We start from the raw sequence: 17155 nt of genomic DNA, 5'->3' as shown, positions 1-17155 counted from the left end.
ATGAATATATTAGTACAGGAAAAGGGTATCTCTTATATCCTTTTCCTCTTCACTCTATTAGGAGGTTCAGGTGAATGACATTTTGGCAGTTTGCCTTTAAAAACGTAACACGGAACGCCAGAGCTTATTTCGCCTATTTTGTAAGCAGTGCGTTTTCCATCGCAATCTTTTTCTCATTTGCAGTTTATTTATTTCATCCGAAGCTGCATATGACAGACGTTAATTATGCTCTGAGCATATTAATGACAGTTTCAGAAGTTGTCATTGTATTCTTTTCATTTTTCTTCTTGCTATATTCGATCGGTACTTTCTTAAAAGTACGAAAAAAACAGTTCGGGATTTTAACAGTACTTGGCATATCTCCAAAGCAGTTAAAGAGGCTCGTATTTCTAGAAAACATGTTAATTGGTTTCCTATCCATATTTTTCGGCATTCAATTTGGCCTTGTCTTTTCACAGTTCTTTCTATTGGTTACCGCCAAAATTACACATGTACCTGGTCTATATTTGTACTGGCCTACAAGTGCTATTATTTTAACAACGGTAATCTTTCTCGGACTCTTTATTCTCGTATCTTCCTTTACACCGATGCTGATTCGTACGAGAAAAGCTGTACGACTTTTGCAAGAAGGTGAAAAACAAAAAGAAAGAAAAGCATCTGTACTCATCTCTCTCTTTGGCGCGACATGTTTACTATCTGGATATGCTTTAGCAGCAAACCCGCTATATTTTATATCACTAGGAGATATCGCTGGACTTTTATACGCCGCCACCAGTATATTTGTCATTCCATCACTTGCTGCAGCTGGGACATATTTTTTCTTCTCACAAATTAGCTTCTTACTCATTCGCATATTAAAGACGAGAAGAAAATTTTATATGAAACGTATTAATATGCTTTGGATTTCTGATTTAGCAGCCCGTATTCGGACGAATATTAACATGCTCTTTATTGTGACGATGTTATCGACACTCGCTTTCACAATGATTACATTCTTATATGGGTTTGGGAAATTCACAAAGTTTGATGAAATAAGACAAAACCCTTTCCCGTTTACTTATTTATCACATACTGAAAATACGTTAGCTGATGAACATTTAAATTGGTTAGAACAAACATTTAACGAAGAGCAGTTTACTTATAAGAAATTTAAAACGGATATATATGAAGTATCTTCGGCGGAAGAAAGCCCGCAGCTGTATTATGCAATTAAACAAAGAGACTATAACATACTGGCTAATGCATTAAACTGGGAACATCTCAACGTAAAAAATAATGAATCTTATATCCTTATTAAAGATTTAGACAGTCAAGTTATTGGCACCATTCATGATCAAAAAGCAAAAAATACTCTTACGCTGAATCAAAATTCTTTACAGTTACAAGTAAAAGAATATAAAAGTTATAACCCGTTCCCCAATAGCTTAATATCACAGTTACTCGTACTATCTGATGAAAATGTAGAAGCATTATTAAACGTTTCAAAGCAGATGAGTGTATATAGTTTCAAAGTGAACGATTGGGAACAAGCACATGACATTGGTTCAGCATTTACAACAAAAATTAATAAAGATAATGAAGCTATCCAAGCAGAGCACCCACCGTTCCATGCAAGTGAAGCGAGCGATTCTCTATACAAAACTAAGCTAAATGTCGCTTCATTCTTCTTAATTGGAACTTTCCTAGGTGTCATTTTCTTTATCGGTGCTGGCAGTGTTCTTTACTTCCGTATGTATACAGATTTAACAACTGAGCAAGAAAAATATATAACGATTACAAAAATCGGTTTAACAGAAACCGAAATGAAGCAATCTGCTACAATTCAACTTGCGATTCTTTTCTTTGTTCCTTACATTATGGCATCGATCCATACGATGTTTGCGACAAAGATGTTACAAGAAATATTAAATCTCTCATTATTCGCTGAGATTACAGTTGTACTTGTAATCTTTGGAACGGTTGAAATTCTCTTTTTCCTTTTAATTCGTTCCTTTTATATGCAAAAATTATCACAACATATTAAGTTTTAACGAATAGAAAGGTGATTACTATGGAAGAAGTATTACACATAAAAAACGTCTCAAAAGTGTATGAAGGAAAAGTTCCTCATACTGCTTTAAAAAATATAAATTTACACGTAGATAAAGGTGAATTCGTTGCGATTATGGGGCCATCTGGAAGTGGGAAATCTACATTTTTAAACGTTATCTCTACAATTGATTCACCTACTTCTGGTGAAGTTATTATTAATGGAAAACAACCGCACACGTTCCGCAGAGAGAAGCTTGCTATTTTCCGTCGCCAAGAGTTAGGATTTGTTTTCCAAAACTTTAACCTATTAGATACACTAACAATCGGTGAAAATATCGTACTACCTTTAACGTTAGATAATGTTCCTTTAAAAGAAATGGACGAAAAACTCGCTAACATTTCAAAGAAACTTGGAATTGATCATATTTTGGACAAACGTATTTTTGAAGTTTCTGGAGGACAAGCACAGCGTACCGCAGTAGCACGTGCTGTTATTCATCACCCATCACTTCTACTTGCGGATGAACCGACAGGAAACTTAGATTCGAAAGCGGCAATTGATGTAATGGAATTATTTACGAAATTAAATAAAGAAGAGGATGCAACGATTTTAATGGTTACTCACGATCCGTTTGCAGCAAGCTATTGTAACCGAGTTATTTTCATTAAAGATGGTGGCCTTTACAATGAATTACACCGCGGATTATATCGCGAGAAGTTTTATCAAGAAATATTAGATGTTTTAGCATTATTAGGAGGAAGACGTGGATGACGTTTTGGCAGTTTGCATTTAAAAATGTAACGCGTAATTCTAAAGCATATTTCGCTTATTTTGTAAGCAGTGCGTTTTCCATTATGGTTTTCTTTTCATTTACTGTATATGCGTATCATCCGCGCTTACAAAATGTCCAAAGCTTTCAAGAACGGGATCCTCTAATGAATTTAGCGAGTACAGCACAGCTTGTTATCGTTATGTTCTCGTTCTTCTTTCTCTTATATTCAATCGGAACATTTTTAAATGTACGAAAGCAACAATTCGGGATACTCACTATTCTTGGTATCTCACAGAGACAATTAAAAAGACTTTTATTTACCGAAAACATGATAATCGGGATATTATCTATCTTTATCGGTATTCAAGGCGGCCTTGTGTTCTCTAACTTTTTCTTATTAGTCACTTCGAAATTAACAGGTGCGAAAGGTCTCTATTTATATTGGCCAACACAAGCAATCATCGTTACAACCATAACATTTATCATTTTATTTTTAATCGTTTCTACATTTACACCGCTGTTCATCCGTACTCGTAAAACAGTCCATCTCATTAAAGGTAATAAGAAAATGACAGCCGAAAAAAGGCCGTCTATACTCATCTCTTTATTCGCTTTAATTTGTTTAGGGCTATGCTATTATATTGCCGGTTACCCGCAAGGCTATGTAACAGAAAAAAATGTACAAAATGGATCTGTCTTCTTTATTATGTTATCTATTTTACCCCTCGTAGTAGTTGGGACATATTTTTTCTTTTCACAAACATTTCTTCTTTTTATCTATATTTTAAAGAAACGAAGAAAGTTTTATTTGAAACAAATAAATATGTTATGGATTTCAGATTTAGTTTCTCGTACCCGTAGTAATATTAATGTACTCTTTATCGTTTCTATGCTATCTGCACTTGCATTTACGATTATTATCGGACTATTTGCTGCTAATAATAATACAAAAGCATCGATACTAGAAAGATATCCAATCCCCTTCACATATACATCAGAAGGTAATAATTCACTTGAACAAAAGCACATTACTACAATAGAAACTGAGCTTACAAATAGCAATTTCGAGTACAAAAAATATAAGTTTACAGTATTAAAAGATACAGCTTTAAAAGAAGACATTGCGCTTATGAAAATGAGTGATTATAACGCACTTGCTAAACAATTGCAGAGACCGGAAATAACACTTGATTCTACACAAGTTTATATTATTTCCCGCCACTCACCAGAGCTTTTAAATCTTGTCTCAAATCCATTTGCAAAACAAAATACACTTACAATCGGATCTAATAAAAAAGAATTTCGTATTAAAGGATTTATTAATAAAGGGATAGCACCAGACTTTGCATTGCCCCATTTAATTGTTATGCAAGATTATGTAATTGATAATATGGTCCCTCATATTGAAACGACTATAGTTTATAACTACTTCGTGGAAAACTGGGAAAATGCAATGATTCCGACCAAAAATATGTTGCGAATTATTGGAGATGATGCAAACGCCTTCTATGAAAAACATAAAGGCGAAAAAGCTCAAATTCCTTTTTACATTTATACAGCTACTGATGAACTAGTTCACAGTAAAGAAAATGCAATTGCTAATTTCTTTATTTGGGCATTTCTCGGCTTTATTTTCTTTATTGGAGCCGCTAGCGTTTTATATTTCCGTATGTATAATGACTTAACGAGCGAGAAACAAAAGTATATTACAATTACCAAACTTGGATTAACAGAATCAGAAATGTTTCACTCTGCAACGATTCAATTAGGGATTTTATTTTTTGTCCCATATATCGTCGCTGGTATTCATACAGTATTTGCGATTCAGTTTTTACAAAGCATGTTTTCTTTCTCTTTACTAAAAGAATCATTCATCGTACTCACTTTATTCGGGATTATCGAGATTATTTTCTTCTTCTTAATCCGTTCTCTTTACATCAGTAAATTATCACAGCATATAAAAATATGAATAAAATAGCCTTGTGCAATATGCACAAGGCTATTTTCAATAGTTTTTAAATAATTAGCAGCAGTATCCACCATAGCCGCCGCCATAGCCACCATAACCGCCGTAACCACAAGAACCGCCGCCTCCGCCGAAGCAGCTAGCACCGATAATGATTAATAAAATAAACAATACGATTAGAAGCGCAAAACCGCCTCCGCACCCACGTCTGCGGTCGCAATCATCATGTCTGTGTTCACACTTTTCGCTCATTACTCTATTCCTCCTTTAGTATCATTCATAACAAGTTCAACTTGCTCTAAATGAGGGGATTCCATTTATATTATGTTTTCAGGGCAAATAGGAAGCTTGGCACTCCTAAAAACGGGCTTGTTTCATGAAAAGAGCCCCAACACAAAAGAGGATACCTTTAAATAGGCACCCCCTTCTTTTAAACAAACATATTAAGTAAAAGCGCAAAGCCGAATGCAATAAATGATAACAATGTCTCCAACACCGTCCACGTTTTAAACGTTTCTTTTACTGTCAAACCTAAATACTCTTTTACAAGCCAGAACCCTGCATCATTTACGTGAGAAAACATTAATGAACCTGCACCCGTTGCAATAACCAGCAACTCTAAATTCACACCAGACATGTGCTGAATAACCGGTGAAACAATTCCAGCTGCTGTCGTTAATGCTACAGTAGCTGAACCTGTTGCAATTCGGATTAATCCCGCTACCATGAACGCTAAGACGATTGGTGATAATGAAATATGTTCTGCCATTTGAGCGATGGCTGTTCCAACACCGCTTTCAATTAATATTTGTTTAAATCCACCACCTGCACCGATAATTAAAATAATTGAACCGACCGGTAATAAACTTTCATCTGTTAATTTTTTAATCATCTTTTTATCAATACCTTGTCGTATACCTAATAAATAAAACGCTGCGAAACATGAAATAAGTAAAGCGATTACCGGACTTCCTACAAATACTAAAAATTCAGTTATTTTATCCGGTAATGAAATATATGGTGCGACTACTGATAAAATCATTAAAACTACTGGCAGTAAAATAATAAAAAATGAAACTTTACGACTCGGTAAATCAGTTGATACTGTCGTAACTCGAACAAGCTCCGGTTCATTTTCAGGTATAACCCTCTTATGTACCCACTTTGCAAATATCGGTCCTGCGATAATTGCTGTTGGTAACGCGATAATTAATGAATACAATAGTACCTTCCCTAAATTCGCATTATAAATACCGATTGCTGTCATCGCACCTGGATGCGGCGGCACTAGCCCATGTACAATCGATAATCCAGCAATAACAGGTAACGCAATTAACAATATATTTTGTTTCGTTGTTTTTCGAATTGAAATAACAAGTGGTAATAAAATGACGATTCCCACTTCGAAAAATACTGGAATCCCTATAACAAATCCCGCAAATAACATAGCCCAAGGCAGTTTTTTCACACCGAAAAATCGAATAAAGAAATCTGCAACTTGCATGCCTGCCCCTGAATCGGACATCATTTTCCCTAAAATTGTTCCGAGAGCCAAAATACCAACTAAATGCCCTAGTACACTACCAACACCAGTTTCATAGGCAGTCACTATTTTCGTTAAGTTCAGTCCAGACATAATAGCTAAAAACAAACTAGCAACTGTTAAACTAATAAATGCATGCCACTTCCACCACGATACCCCTAAAATAACAATTGCGATCGCAATTAACGTGACGATTAATAAGTATATATTCATCTCTCATTCCCCTTACTTTATAAAAAAAGAGGGAATATCCCCTCTTTTTTATACGTCATAATTAACTACATAATGCTGCATTTCCGTATTGTAGTAGCCTTCACTATATTCAATTACTTCGCCTACTTCATCGTAAGAATAACGCATACGTTTTAATAACGCTGTTCCTTCTTTTTCTCCTAACGCTTCTGCAACGAAATTAGGCGCAAATCCAACAGCGAATTCATCTCTGAAGTTTTCTAAATGTATACCTCGGTCCTCGACTAAATCATAAAGCGATTGTAAGTCAAAGTCCGATAAGTCTGTACTTGCCATTTGTGCTGAAAAATAGTGCGTATAATGAATGTACGGAGTATCATTTAAAGCATATAGACGCTCAATACGAAAACTCTCTTTACCGAATAATCGAAACGGCACTGTTCCTTCTTCATTATGAACCACTTCTGCCTTTAGCAATTTCTTTTGTACTTTATATCCTTCTTCCACTAACACTTCTGTAAATTTCTTTCCCTTTGAAAGCTTTGTCGCAGAAGTATTTCGAATGACTTTCGTTCCTTTACCACTTTTCTTTTCTAAATATCCTTCTTGAACGAGTTCTTTAATTGCGTTTCGCACTGTAATTTTACTCACTTTGAACTCTTCTTCTAATTGTGGTTCAGAAGGAATATTTGTATGGATGGCATAAACACCATGTAATATTCGATCACGAATAATATTTTTAATTTGTAAATATAATGGACCTCTTTTTCTCGTTACGTTCACCGTTACACCCACTACCTTTCTACATCACCTACTGATGCCGTCATTGCCCGAAGTATATCTTTCTCTGATGACATTGGCGTATCACCGACGATTGTATGTGCAAGCATTCCAGCTGCTGACGCAAATGAAACAGCTTTCTCTGGTGCAAACTCTTCTATCTCGCCATGAATAATTCCGCTCGTATAAGCATCTCCAGCACCTATTCTATCATATACAGAAAACGTAAGTGTTTTTGCAAAAGTGAACGTCCCATCTTTACATATGAATCCGCGAAGTGAGTGTGTATTATCGCTATTAATAGAACGATGTGTACCAGCAATTGTAGCGATATTATATATTTCAGCCACTTTTGGAATAAGATCGACAAGCTGTGCTTCTCGCTCCGTCTCTTCTGTTTTCATTCCGAGAACAAACATCGCATCTTTTTCATTCATCATTACAATATCGGCAAGGCCTAGCATTTCTTCATAATGCGGTTTCGCCTGTTCATACCCATCTTCTCCCCAAAGCGATGGACGATAGTTGCAATCAAAAACAACAGTACCTCCGTTTTCCTTAACTGCTTTCGCTAAAGATTTCATATGATGACGAACAGTATCATTCATCGCAAGTGTAATTCCGCAAAAATGAACGATATCAATCTCCTTGGCGATTTCTTCAAATTGGTACATCTCTTCAGATGCTGTATTGAAACTACTTTCTAGTCTATTTGAATACGTAACGCGGCTTGCACGTGCTCCAAATCCATTTTCTAAAAAGTACATGCCCACATATTTACCGCCTCTTGAAATAAACGGTGCCTGAATGCCTAACTTTTGAATATGTGATACCGCAGCATCTCCAACTGAATTCTCCGGTAAAGTTGAAATAAGAAACCCTTCATGACCTAAATGAGAAAGTGCTGCTGCGACGTTTACACCTGTACCTGAAAAAGAATAATTTAGTGTGTTAGCTTGCGATAGCAATTCATATCCCGGCACTTGCAGGCGCATCATTACTTCACCGAATGCTGCAATTTTCTTACGCATATTGATCAACTAGCTTCTTCACTACCGCTAATAGCTCGCGAACATCTTCTGTTTTCGTATTACCAGTTTCTTTATCAATAATAGAAGAGTACACATGCGGGATAACTTGCTCTACGTTTGCTTCTAAAGCAATACGTACAATTGTTTCAAAGTTCTCTTTATCGATTCCGCCTGTTGGCTCTAATGCAAATCCTTCTTCCGCACATGCTTTCGCAACTGCGCGATATTCTTCTTCATGAGCTAAGCCTTTCATCGGGAAGTATTTCAATGAATTTCCGCCCATATCACGTACAAGTGCGATTGCTGTTTTAATTGGAACGTTTGCTTTTTCTTCCTCAGCCGCACTAATTGGGCCAGTAGAAATATTTACGTAACCTACTTTTCCTGTTGGTGATACTAAACTATTAATCCAGCTATCTTTTCCGCCAAGATTTGCACGTGTCGCTCCAACTGAAGGGAACACTTGGTTAATATGACTACCAGGATAATGCTTCGCAATTTCAGCTACAACCGCTGCTTGGCGATTATCTCCTGCTCCAAGTCCGATTGATACAGCATCATCAATTTCTTTTCCGTATGCTTTCATTGCTGTAACTGCTTCTTCTACTGTTGAGTAATCTTTTGATAAAACGCCGACTACTACATAACCTTCTGCTGCTTCAAAAATGTCTTTCGCATTTCGGATATTGTTCGCTAATACATTTAATGCTACGCGGCCTTTATAAAAACGTTTTTGAATGTTTGTCATTTTAGTTTCCCCCTACAATTTCTCTCATTTTTTCTTCAATCACATGTATATCATCACCTTGAAGTGGACGTGGATCAATATCAAAGAATCCTTGTCTTACTCCGTAGTCACGTGTGTAAATTGCGATTTCCCCTTCGCGTAATGCCGTCACAACATCTTTTGCTGTTTTATTTAACTCTTTCTCGTTAATTTGAATACGTGCTCTAAAGATCGCTCTTCCTGCTTCATCTTGAACGATTGTTACATTTACACCGTTTAACTCTTTTAGCGGCATAAGTACTTGCAACAATTCTTTTTCTTGTTCACTCTTATCTTCTTTCACTCCGTATTCATCCAGTGCTTGAAGTAAACCGAAAGTCGTCTCTTTCCCAACTTTCATACTTCTTCCGATGCAATGTAATTGCACTTTTAGCCATTCGATATATTTTCGTTTACCGCCGACAATACCAGAAGTAGGTCCTTCAATCGCCTTTGAACCGCTATAAATTGCTAGATCAGAATACTTCACATATTTTTGAATGTCTTCTTCAGCTGCCGCATCAACGATAAGTGGTACATTATTTCGCTGTGCAACTTCCCATGCTTCTTCAACAGAAATCATATTTTTTTGCACTGCATGATGCGATTTCACATAAAGAATAGCTGCTGTATTTTCACCAATCGCATCTTCAATATGCTCTGCTTTCCCTTCATTTGCGTAACCTACTTCAACGAGCTTACCTCCGCCTAAATAAATCATCGTTTCAACAGGAGCACCGTATTGAACGTTATGACCTTTCAGCATAATCACTTCATTTTTCGCAATAACTTCTTGATGAAGTCGTTCACTTTTACGACGATTTCCTTCTGTAACGATACCAGCGATAGAAAGCGCAATTCCACTCGACGCTGAGTTCACAACAACTGCCGCCTCTGAATCTAAAATTCTTGCAATATGGTCCCCCGCTTTATCTACTAAATCTGCAATTTCCACATAATTTTGTCCACCATGCTTCATCGCATCCATTACTGTATTTGTCGGAGCGGATACACCTAAAATACTCATTCTACCGCTCGCATTAATTACACGTTTTAGTCCGTACTTAGCATTCAATGAATGACCCATTGATTACAACCCCTTTCGTATCAATTCTTCTTTCAGCAATGCGCTGGTCCCCTTCTGAATCAATTAACGTAATCGGTTCATCTTTCACCGTAAATAAAGTTAAGTTCGCAATATCGCCTTCTTGAATGCGGCCAAACTCTGGTTTCTTAAGCCATTCTGCTGCATTTTTCGTAACCGCATCAATCACTTCTTCTAGCGAATAACCTAAGTAAAGGAATTTCGAAAGAACGTTAGCCATACTGTAAACTGGACCATGTATACGATTCTTCCGGTAAATATCTGTACTAATTGTATTAAGGGCAATGCCGTGATGCTTCGCTGCCTCTGCTACTTTAAAAGAAAAGCTAGCATTGCCATGCCCAACATCTAAGTGAACACCGCGTTTTACTGCATCTAGTAACACAGGTAGCGGTTTTCCTTCTTCATCAAATAAATTATTTTCTTTCCCGTTTAAGTAATGTGTAATCACATCATCTTTTTCTAGAAGTGGTACAACTTCCTCAATTCGCGGAGGTGCTGAGCCGATATGTACCATAATTGGTAATGATGTTTCGCTAGATAACGAGCGAGCCACGTGCAGCGGTTCAATTCCGCTATCACAAACGACACTTTTACTCATTCTCGCTTTTAACCCAACGATTACATCTTTATACTTGTCTACTGCATCTATTACTTTCTCTTTATCTATCCATTCCATATTGGATAATTCATCAATTCGTTTCAAACCGATGCGAGAAATATTTAAAAAGGCAAATAAATTTGTTTTTGCCTGCTTTCTACTTTGTACTAAATCTGCGATGCGATCAGCTCCGCAGCTTCCCGCATCAACAATTGTCGTTACCCCTTGCTTAACGCCAATTTCATCCACCTCATCGCCATACGGATCAAACTCTGGAAAAGCATGAACGTGCAAATCAATCCAGCCACTCGATACGTAAGTACCTGAGTAATCAAGAACCTTTCCACCTTCGCCAGCACCAGCTTTCGTCACCTGTGCGATTTTATTATTTTCAACTACAATGTCAATCTCTTCCCCGTTCACACGCTTCACATTACGTAGCACGAATCGTTCTGTCATTGTATTTCCACCCTTTTCTATAAGAAGCCATAAGAATACGCTTACATTAAAGTTTCATTTTTATATCTCTTTCACATATTTAGAGTATCACGAAAAAAACGAAAAGTAAATATAACGTTATAATGTTTAAAGTTATATAAAAGCGTACTCTCTAAAATTTCGATAGTACAAGAAAATATATCAACGGTTTTTCGAATATATCTATCGTAACTCACAATATATCAACGATTTTTCAAATATATCTATCATAACTCACAATATATCAACGATTCGACAAGGAATATCGATTTACCGGCAAAAAACGTCAATCCCTTTCTTATATGCTAAAAGACTGCCCCAAAACGGACCAGCCTTTTTCTCTATTCCTGAACCGTCACAATAACCCCATCCATATTATTCCCCGAAATTTCATACTGCTTATTCACTGGAACCTTCACGTTCATACTCTCTGAAACTTTATAATAAGAAACCGTATATTTCTTACCTTCAACCTCAGTTGAAACTTCTTTTTCCTCTTTTAAAAAGTCCAAATATTCCTCTAACGTAATCTTCTTTTTTTGCATAATTGCGCTATGTGGTAAGCCGACATAACGTATGTGCCACGGCTCATATTGAATGCCCGTAATATCACTTTTATTTTTCGGATAACGTAAAACAAATCCGTGCTTCCATACGTTCTCTTCAATCCATTTTCCTTCAGGAGCTTTCTCCATTTTCTTTTGAGTAGACCCAACGTCGAGTGATAACCCTAAATTATGTTCACTATATCCTGCTGGAAGTGCATAATCAGATCCCATTTCTTTATATAATTTACTTTGTTCTTGAAAATCTCGGTAACCGCTACTCATTAAGAAATGCTGTATTCCATCTTTCCCAGCTGCATCGACAACGCTCAAAAACTTTTTTACAACACCCTTTGATAAGCGAAGATTTCTATCAAATATTACATAGCCTCTTACTAATTCACTATTGTGATTTACATTTATAATATCGGACCTAACACTATCTTTTTTAACCGGGTAATCTTTATTAACTAATAATAGATCACCTTTATAAATTTGTTCCTCTGTAACCTCTATCTTTTCAGTGTTCGCGGCTTTTACTTTGTTATCTTTTTCTGCAATTTTAACATCGATATCCTTTTGAAATAATGGTGATATATAAAAGCCTACACAGACTGTACATAATATAAAAAGAGAAATAAATACCCACTTTTTCATTTCTAGTTCCTCCTTAACGTAACTTACGTCTAGAATAGAAAAAACTATTAAAATAAAAAGTGGGGTAAAGTTTAAATTTTTATTAAATTATTGAACTCTCTTCTTTTGGCAATCTCACTTCAAATATCGTTCTAATTACATTACTGTCAGCAGAAATGGTACCGTTATGCTGCTCGACAATATTTTTCGCAATAAATAACCCAAGGCCTGTACTACCTTGTTGCTCCGTTCTAGCTTTATCACCTGTATAAAACATATCAAAAAGATACGGTAAATCTTCTTCTGGAATGCTATCTCCGTAATTAATAATTTGTACGACTACCTCTTCACTCTCAATATATCCGTTCACATCAACAAACTTTCCATCGTATCCATAGCGAATTGCATTCGTTAAAAGATTTTCAAATACTCGTGCTAATAATTTTCCGTCACCATTAATAGGTAAATGCGAATCCATATTCAATCTCGCTTCTAAATCCTTTTTTTCTAATGACGGATACAATTCTTCCTCTAACTGTATGAGTAATTCACTTATATCAATTGGTCTTTTTTCAATTTTCAACATGCCATAATTCATTCTCGTTATTTCAAATAATTCATCAATTAAACTTTCCAGTCTTTCGGATTTCGTAAAAGCAATTGTGGAAAAGTGTTTAATTTGTTCCTTCGTCAAATTCTCATCTTTAAGAATTAAATCTAAATAACCTAAAACAGATGTTAATGGTGTTCTTAAATCGTGAGCTAAGTTAACAATGAGCTGATCCTTACTACTTTCCGCAAAATCTCCTCGTTCAACTGCTTCTTTTAATTTCTCACTCGCTACATTCATTTCGCGGGCGATATATCCAAACTCATCATTTGATGAAACGCGAACTTGATTTGTAAAATCTCCGTTCGCCAAATGATGAATCCCGTTTGAAATCTCATCAAAATACTTTAAATACGGCCTAGTAAGAAAGAAGAAAAACATAATGGACAGAGGGATGAAAATAATTAAAAAGAAATTAATATCCCCAATTTGTCTTACCATTGAACGCAATTGAGCTAAAGGATCCTCATAACGAACTACTAATTTATAATAAATCCGTAATCCTTCATAAAGTAAATACGTTACGCCAGCAGCTAATATCATACTTAGCGCAAATAACATAACCATTTTCGAACGAAAGCTTCTCATCTTTTTAGCCATTGAAAGTATACCCTACTCCCCACACTGTTTTTATTAACTTATTCTTTCTTTTATCTTCTCCAAGTTTTTTCCGCAAAGTACGGATATGTACCATAACTGTATTTCCACTTTCGTAATACCCTTCAGCCCATACTTGCTGAAAAATATTTTCCACACTGTACACTTTCTTCGGGTGACTTGCTAATACATATAAAATGTCAAACTCTTTAGGTGTTAATTCAATTGGCTCTCCGTACACATTTACCGTTCTTCGCTCAGGGTCAATAGCGACTCCGCCTATTTCTAAAGCAGATTTACTCTCCGCTACTTTCGGCTGATTTAACGTAAGAAATCGGCGTAATTGTGCATTTACACGTGCGACTAATTCAATCGGTGTGAAAGGCTTCGTCATATAATCATCTGCGCCTAGCACAAGACCTGTCACCTTATCAAAATCAGATGTTTTCGCACTTAAGAAAATGATTGGCATGTGGTGCTTACCGCGAATCTGCCTCGTCACTTCATATCCATCCATTTTCGGCATCATAATATCTAAAACCACTAAATCGATTGGCTGCGTTTCAATAACATGAATTGCCTCTTCTCCATCAGCTGCTTTCACGACGTGGTAACCCTCTTTTTCTAAATGTATCTCAATTAAATCAGCAATTTCCGCTTCATCATCAGCTATTAAAATTGAAATGCGCTTCATTTTAGTCCCCCTACTTTATTCTGTTTTCATACGCTCGATTTTAAACTAGTCTATCCAATTTGTACAATAAGAAAAGGCTACTCATAAGAGTAACCTTGATAAATGAAATTATATCGGCAATTTTCAAAATATATCAACTGTAATTTAAATTATATCAGCGATTTTTTAAATATATCGACTTACCGACAATTAACGACAAAATCATCCCGCTATTTGCAGGTAGTCAGTACTAATAAAAGCTCCCATTCATCGCTCAAAAATAATCCGCTGCTTTGTTATTTCTTCCAACCTGCCTCGATCTACTTCATACTCACGTTCAATACTTTGCGGTACCCTTACTTTTCCGCCTTCAAGCATCACTTCTGGTGAAATGATATCCTTCTCCCAATGTCTACTAGAAGCAGATATATCTCCAGGAATCGTAAAGTTTGGCAAAGAGGCAAGTGCAACATTTTGAGCTCGTGAAATCCCCATTTCTACCATGCCACCGCACCAAACTGGTATGTTATGCTCCATACAATAATTATGGATTTGAACGGACTCTGTTAATCCGCCCACTCGCCCTGGTTTAATATTAACGACGCGGCAACTGCCAAGCGTAATCGCAACACGTGCGTCTTCTAAACTATGGATGCTTTCATCTAAACAAATCGGTGTCTCAATTTTCTTTTGCAGTTGTGCATGATCCAGAAAATCGTAATCCGCTAACGGTTGTTCAATCATCATAAGTTGGAATTCATCTAGTCGTTTCAACTTCTCCGTATCCGCTAATGTATAAGCTGAATTTGCATCAGCCATTAACGGGATGTTCGGAAACTCTTTGCGAATTTCTTTCAGTAATTCGTAATCATGTTCTGGCTTTATTTTCACTTTAAAGCGCTCGTATCCTTCTTCCGCATACTTCTCGATTTGTTTTAACATAGTGGGAATTGTATTGATCCCAATCACAACGCCGACTTCAATTTCAGACCTATTTCCGCCAAGCAATATCGCTAACGACTGCTCTTGACGCTTCGCATATAAATCCCAAACAGCACCTTCAATTCCGGCCTTTGCCATTCGGTTTCTCTTTATATGTTGGAACAAAGACGGTACTTCATTCGGATGAGAGATTTCAGCTTTCAATAAATCTGGTAATAAAAAATCCTGAAGTACATGCAGCGCTGTCTTCACCGTTTCTTCCGTATACCACGGTTCAGAAAATGCAACGACTTCACCAAAACCAATGTATCCATCTGTATCTTCTAATTCAATGAAGATACTTTCACGCTTTTCATAAGTCCCGTAACTTGCCGCAAACGGGATAATGAGCGGCATTTCCGTTATATAAAGTGTCGCTTTTTTTATTTCCACCTACATCTCCTCCACTAATTGTCTTAACTCTCGTCTTAACAATTTCTTCGAAGCATTTCGTGGTAATTCCTCTAAGAAACATGCTTTCTTCGGCACTTTATATTTCGCTAATTTCTCTTCGCAAAAACGAAGAATTTCTTCTTCTGTTACGTCTCCACTTTTTACAACAAAAGCAGCTGGTACTTGTCCCCAACTTTCGTCAGCCATACCGACAACACCCGCTTCTGCTACCGCCGGATGAGAGAGCAATACTTCTTCAATTTGAGCTGGATATATATTTTCTCCGCCAGAAATAATTAAATCACTGCGTCGATCTAATACGTATAAAAATCCTTCTTCATCTAAATAACCGAGGTCACCAGTATGAAGCCATCCATTTCTGATCGCCTCATGCGTCGCATCTTCACGGTTAAAGTAGCCACCTGTTACGTTCGGTCCTTTTACTACAATTTCTCCTTCAGCACGGGGCGGCACAACTACGCCGTCTTTTTCAATACGAAGCTGACACTGAAATAGTGGTTTTCCGGCTGATCCTACTTTCGTTAACATATAATCTGCTGTTAACGTACAAATTTGCGATGATGTTTCTGTCATACCGTACGTTTGATACACAGGAATTCCTTTTTCCACACATGTTTCTAATAACGGCTTCGGTGCTGGTCCTCCCCCAAGTAACATGCATCGTAAAGAAGATGGATATGTACCTTCGCCAAGTCGTTCTAATAAATCTGTTAGCATTTTAGAAACGACAGAAATAATCGTAACGCCTCTCGTTTGAAGTGCTTTATGAATAAAATTAGCATCATATTTTGGAACGAGTAAAATGCGCATACCGTACATAATATTTTTCATTAAAAGAGATAACCCGCCAACGTGGAACATTGGCATACAGGCTAACCAACAATCATCATCACGAAGCCCTAAATTAAGCGAAGAACCGACTGCACTTGCCCAGTGGTTACCGTACGTTAAAACAACGCCTTTCGGTTTCCCTGTCGTCCCTGACGTATAAATAATTGTCATCGCTTCTTCTAAAGAGAATTCTTCTTGTATAAATGCTTCCGCCCTCGGTCCTTGCATCACTTCAGCAAATGAACATACTGGAACATTTTCCGTCTCAAACTCTTGATCCGTCACTAAACAAACAACTTCCGCATCATCCATTTGCCAAAGTAGCTCTTCTCTTGAAAGACGCGTATTTAAAAGCACAGCTACTGCACCTATGTAAGATAGGGCATGAATAACTGTAATCATCTCCATACCATTTTTCATCAGAACAGCCACCTTTTGCGCCCGCTTCACTCCTACATGCGTGAGGTGTTCACAAACAGATACTACTTTTTCATGCAGCTGCACGAAAGTAACCTTCTCCTCTTCAATTTCAATTGCAGTGCGATCAGGTGTTAAAAATGCACGTTGCATTAACCAATTCGGCATCGTCTCCATCACTCATTC

General features: G+C 36.9%; 15 protein-coding genes. 3 read left to right on the top strand and 12 right to left on the bottom strand.

The window, feature by feature from the left end:
• The first annotated feature begins 74 nt into the window (after positions 1 to 74).
• From ACE38F_RS04690 to ACE38F_RS04680, 3 genes are read left to right on the top strand one after another with little or no spacing between them, the layout of a single operon-like run.
• The gene (locus ACE38F_RS04690; RefSeq protein WP_375370106.1) at positions 75 to 2030 is read left to right on the top strand and encodes an FtsX-like permease family protein; all 1956 of its coding nucleotides are present in this window, start codon (positions 75 to 77) and stop codon (positions 2028 to 2030) included.
• Between the two features lie 20 nt (positions 2031 to 2050).
• A complete protein-coding gene (locus ACE38F_RS04685) occupies positions 2051 to 2803 on the top strand; it encodes an ABC transporter ATP-binding protein (RefSeq protein WP_375370107.1) in 753 nt (250 codons plus the stop codon).
• On the top strand, positions 2800 to 4773 hold the full coding sequence (locus ACE38F_RS04680) for an FtsX-like permease family protein (protein ID WP_375370108.1): 1974 nt from the start codon (positions 2800 to 2802) through the stop codon (positions 4771 to 4773). The genes ACE38F_RS04685 and ACE38F_RS04680 overlap by 4 nt, the downstream gene beginning before the upstream one ends.
• Positions 4774 to 4827: 54 nt before the next feature.
• Here ACE38F_RS04680 and ACE38F_RS04675 read toward each other — a convergent pair whose 3' ends face one another.
• From ACE38F_RS04675 to ACE38F_RS04620, 12 genes are all read right to left on the bottom strand, one after another.
• Positions 4828 to 5022 (bottom strand): YjcZ family sporulation protein, encoded by a 195-nt coding sequence (locus tag ACE38F_RS04675; RefSeq protein ID WP_002112522.1) that lies wholly within the window; start codon positions 5020 to 5022, stop codon positions 4828 to 4830.
• 178 nt (positions 5023 to 5200) lie between these two features.
• Positions 5201 to 6526 (bottom strand): gluconate permease GntP, encoded by a 1326-nt coding sequence (gene gntP, locus ACE38F_RS04670; protein WP_375370109.1) that lies wholly within the window; start codon positions 6524 to 6526, stop codon positions 5201 to 5203.
• A 48-nt stretch (positions 6527 to 6574) separates the two neighbouring features.
• Positions 6575 to 7300 (bottom strand): GntR family transcriptional regulator, encoded by a 726-nt coding sequence (locus ACE38F_RS04665; RefSeq protein ID WP_199674570.1) that lies wholly within the window; start codon positions 7298 to 7300, stop codon positions 6575 to 6577.
• Positions 7300 to 8316, bottom strand: coding sequence for a sugar kinase (locus ACE38F_RS04660; RefSeq protein WP_375370110.1), 1017 nt, complete (start codon positions 8314 to 8316; stop codon positions 7300 to 7302). The genes ACE38F_RS04665 and ACE38F_RS04660 overlap by 1 nt, the downstream gene beginning before the upstream one ends.
• A complete protein-coding gene (gene dagF / locus ACE38F_RS04655) occupies positions 8309 to 9064 on the bottom strand; it encodes a 2-dehydro-3-deoxy-phosphogluconate aldolase (protein WP_375370111.1) in 756 nt (251 codons plus the stop codon). Before dagF ends, ACE38F_RS04660 begins: the two co-directional genes overlap by 8 nt.
• 1 nt (position 9065) lies before the next feature.
• Positions 9066 to 10169: a DgaE family pyridoxal phosphate-dependent ammonia lyase gene (locus tag ACE38F_RS04650; protein WP_375370112.1), complete on the bottom strand. Its 1104-nt coding sequence runs from the start codon at positions 10167 to 10169 to the stop codon at positions 9066 to 9068.
• Positions 10147 to 11247 (bottom strand): amidohydrolase/deacetylase family metallohydrolase, encoded by a 1101-nt coding sequence (locus tag ACE38F_RS04645; RefSeq protein WP_375370113.1) that lies wholly within the window; start codon positions 11245 to 11247, stop codon positions 10147 to 10149. The genes ACE38F_RS04650 and ACE38F_RS04645 overlap by 23 nt, the downstream gene beginning before the upstream one ends.
• A 359-nt stretch (positions 11248 to 11606) precedes the next feature.
• Positions 11607 to 12467, bottom strand: a complete 861-nt coding sequence (locus ACE38F_RS04640) for a M15 family metallopeptidase (RefSeq protein WP_375370114.1) — start codon at positions 12465 to 12467, stop codon at positions 11607 to 11609.
• An 82-nt stretch (positions 12468 to 12549) separates the two neighbouring features.
• Entirely contained in the window at positions 12550 to 13656 is a 1107-nt protein-coding gene (locus tag ACE38F_RS04635; RefSeq protein ID WP_375370115.1) for a HAMP domain-containing sensor histidine kinase, read from the bottom strand.
• Entirely contained in the window at positions 13649 to 14347 is a 699-nt protein-coding gene (locus ACE38F_RS04630; protein WP_375370116.1) for a response regulator transcription factor, read from the bottom strand. Before ACE38F_RS04630 ends, ACE38F_RS04635 begins: the two co-directional genes overlap by 8 nt.
• Before the next feature lie 246 nt (positions 14348 to 14593).
• Positions 14594 to 15700, bottom strand: a complete 1107-nt coding sequence (gene menC, locus ACE38F_RS04625) for an o-succinylbenzoate synthase (protein WP_375370117.1) — start codon at positions 15698 to 15700, stop codon at positions 14594 to 14596.
• Positions 15701 to 17146 (bottom strand): o-succinylbenzoate--CoA ligase, encoded by a 1446-nt coding sequence (locus ACE38F_RS04620; protein WP_375370118.1) that lies wholly within the window; start codon positions 17144 to 17146, stop codon positions 15701 to 15703.
• Positions 17147 to 17155 lie beyond the last annotated feature (9 nt).

Origin of the sequence: Bacillus altaicus (genome assembly GCF_042136375.2) — a bacterium.
Classification (GTDB): Bacteria; Bacillota; Bacilli; order Bacillales; family Bacillaceae_G; genus Bacillus_A; species Bacillus_A cereus_U.
Note: the sequence above shows the minus strand (reverse complement) of the source record. Positions and strands in the feature narration are given on the sequence as shown.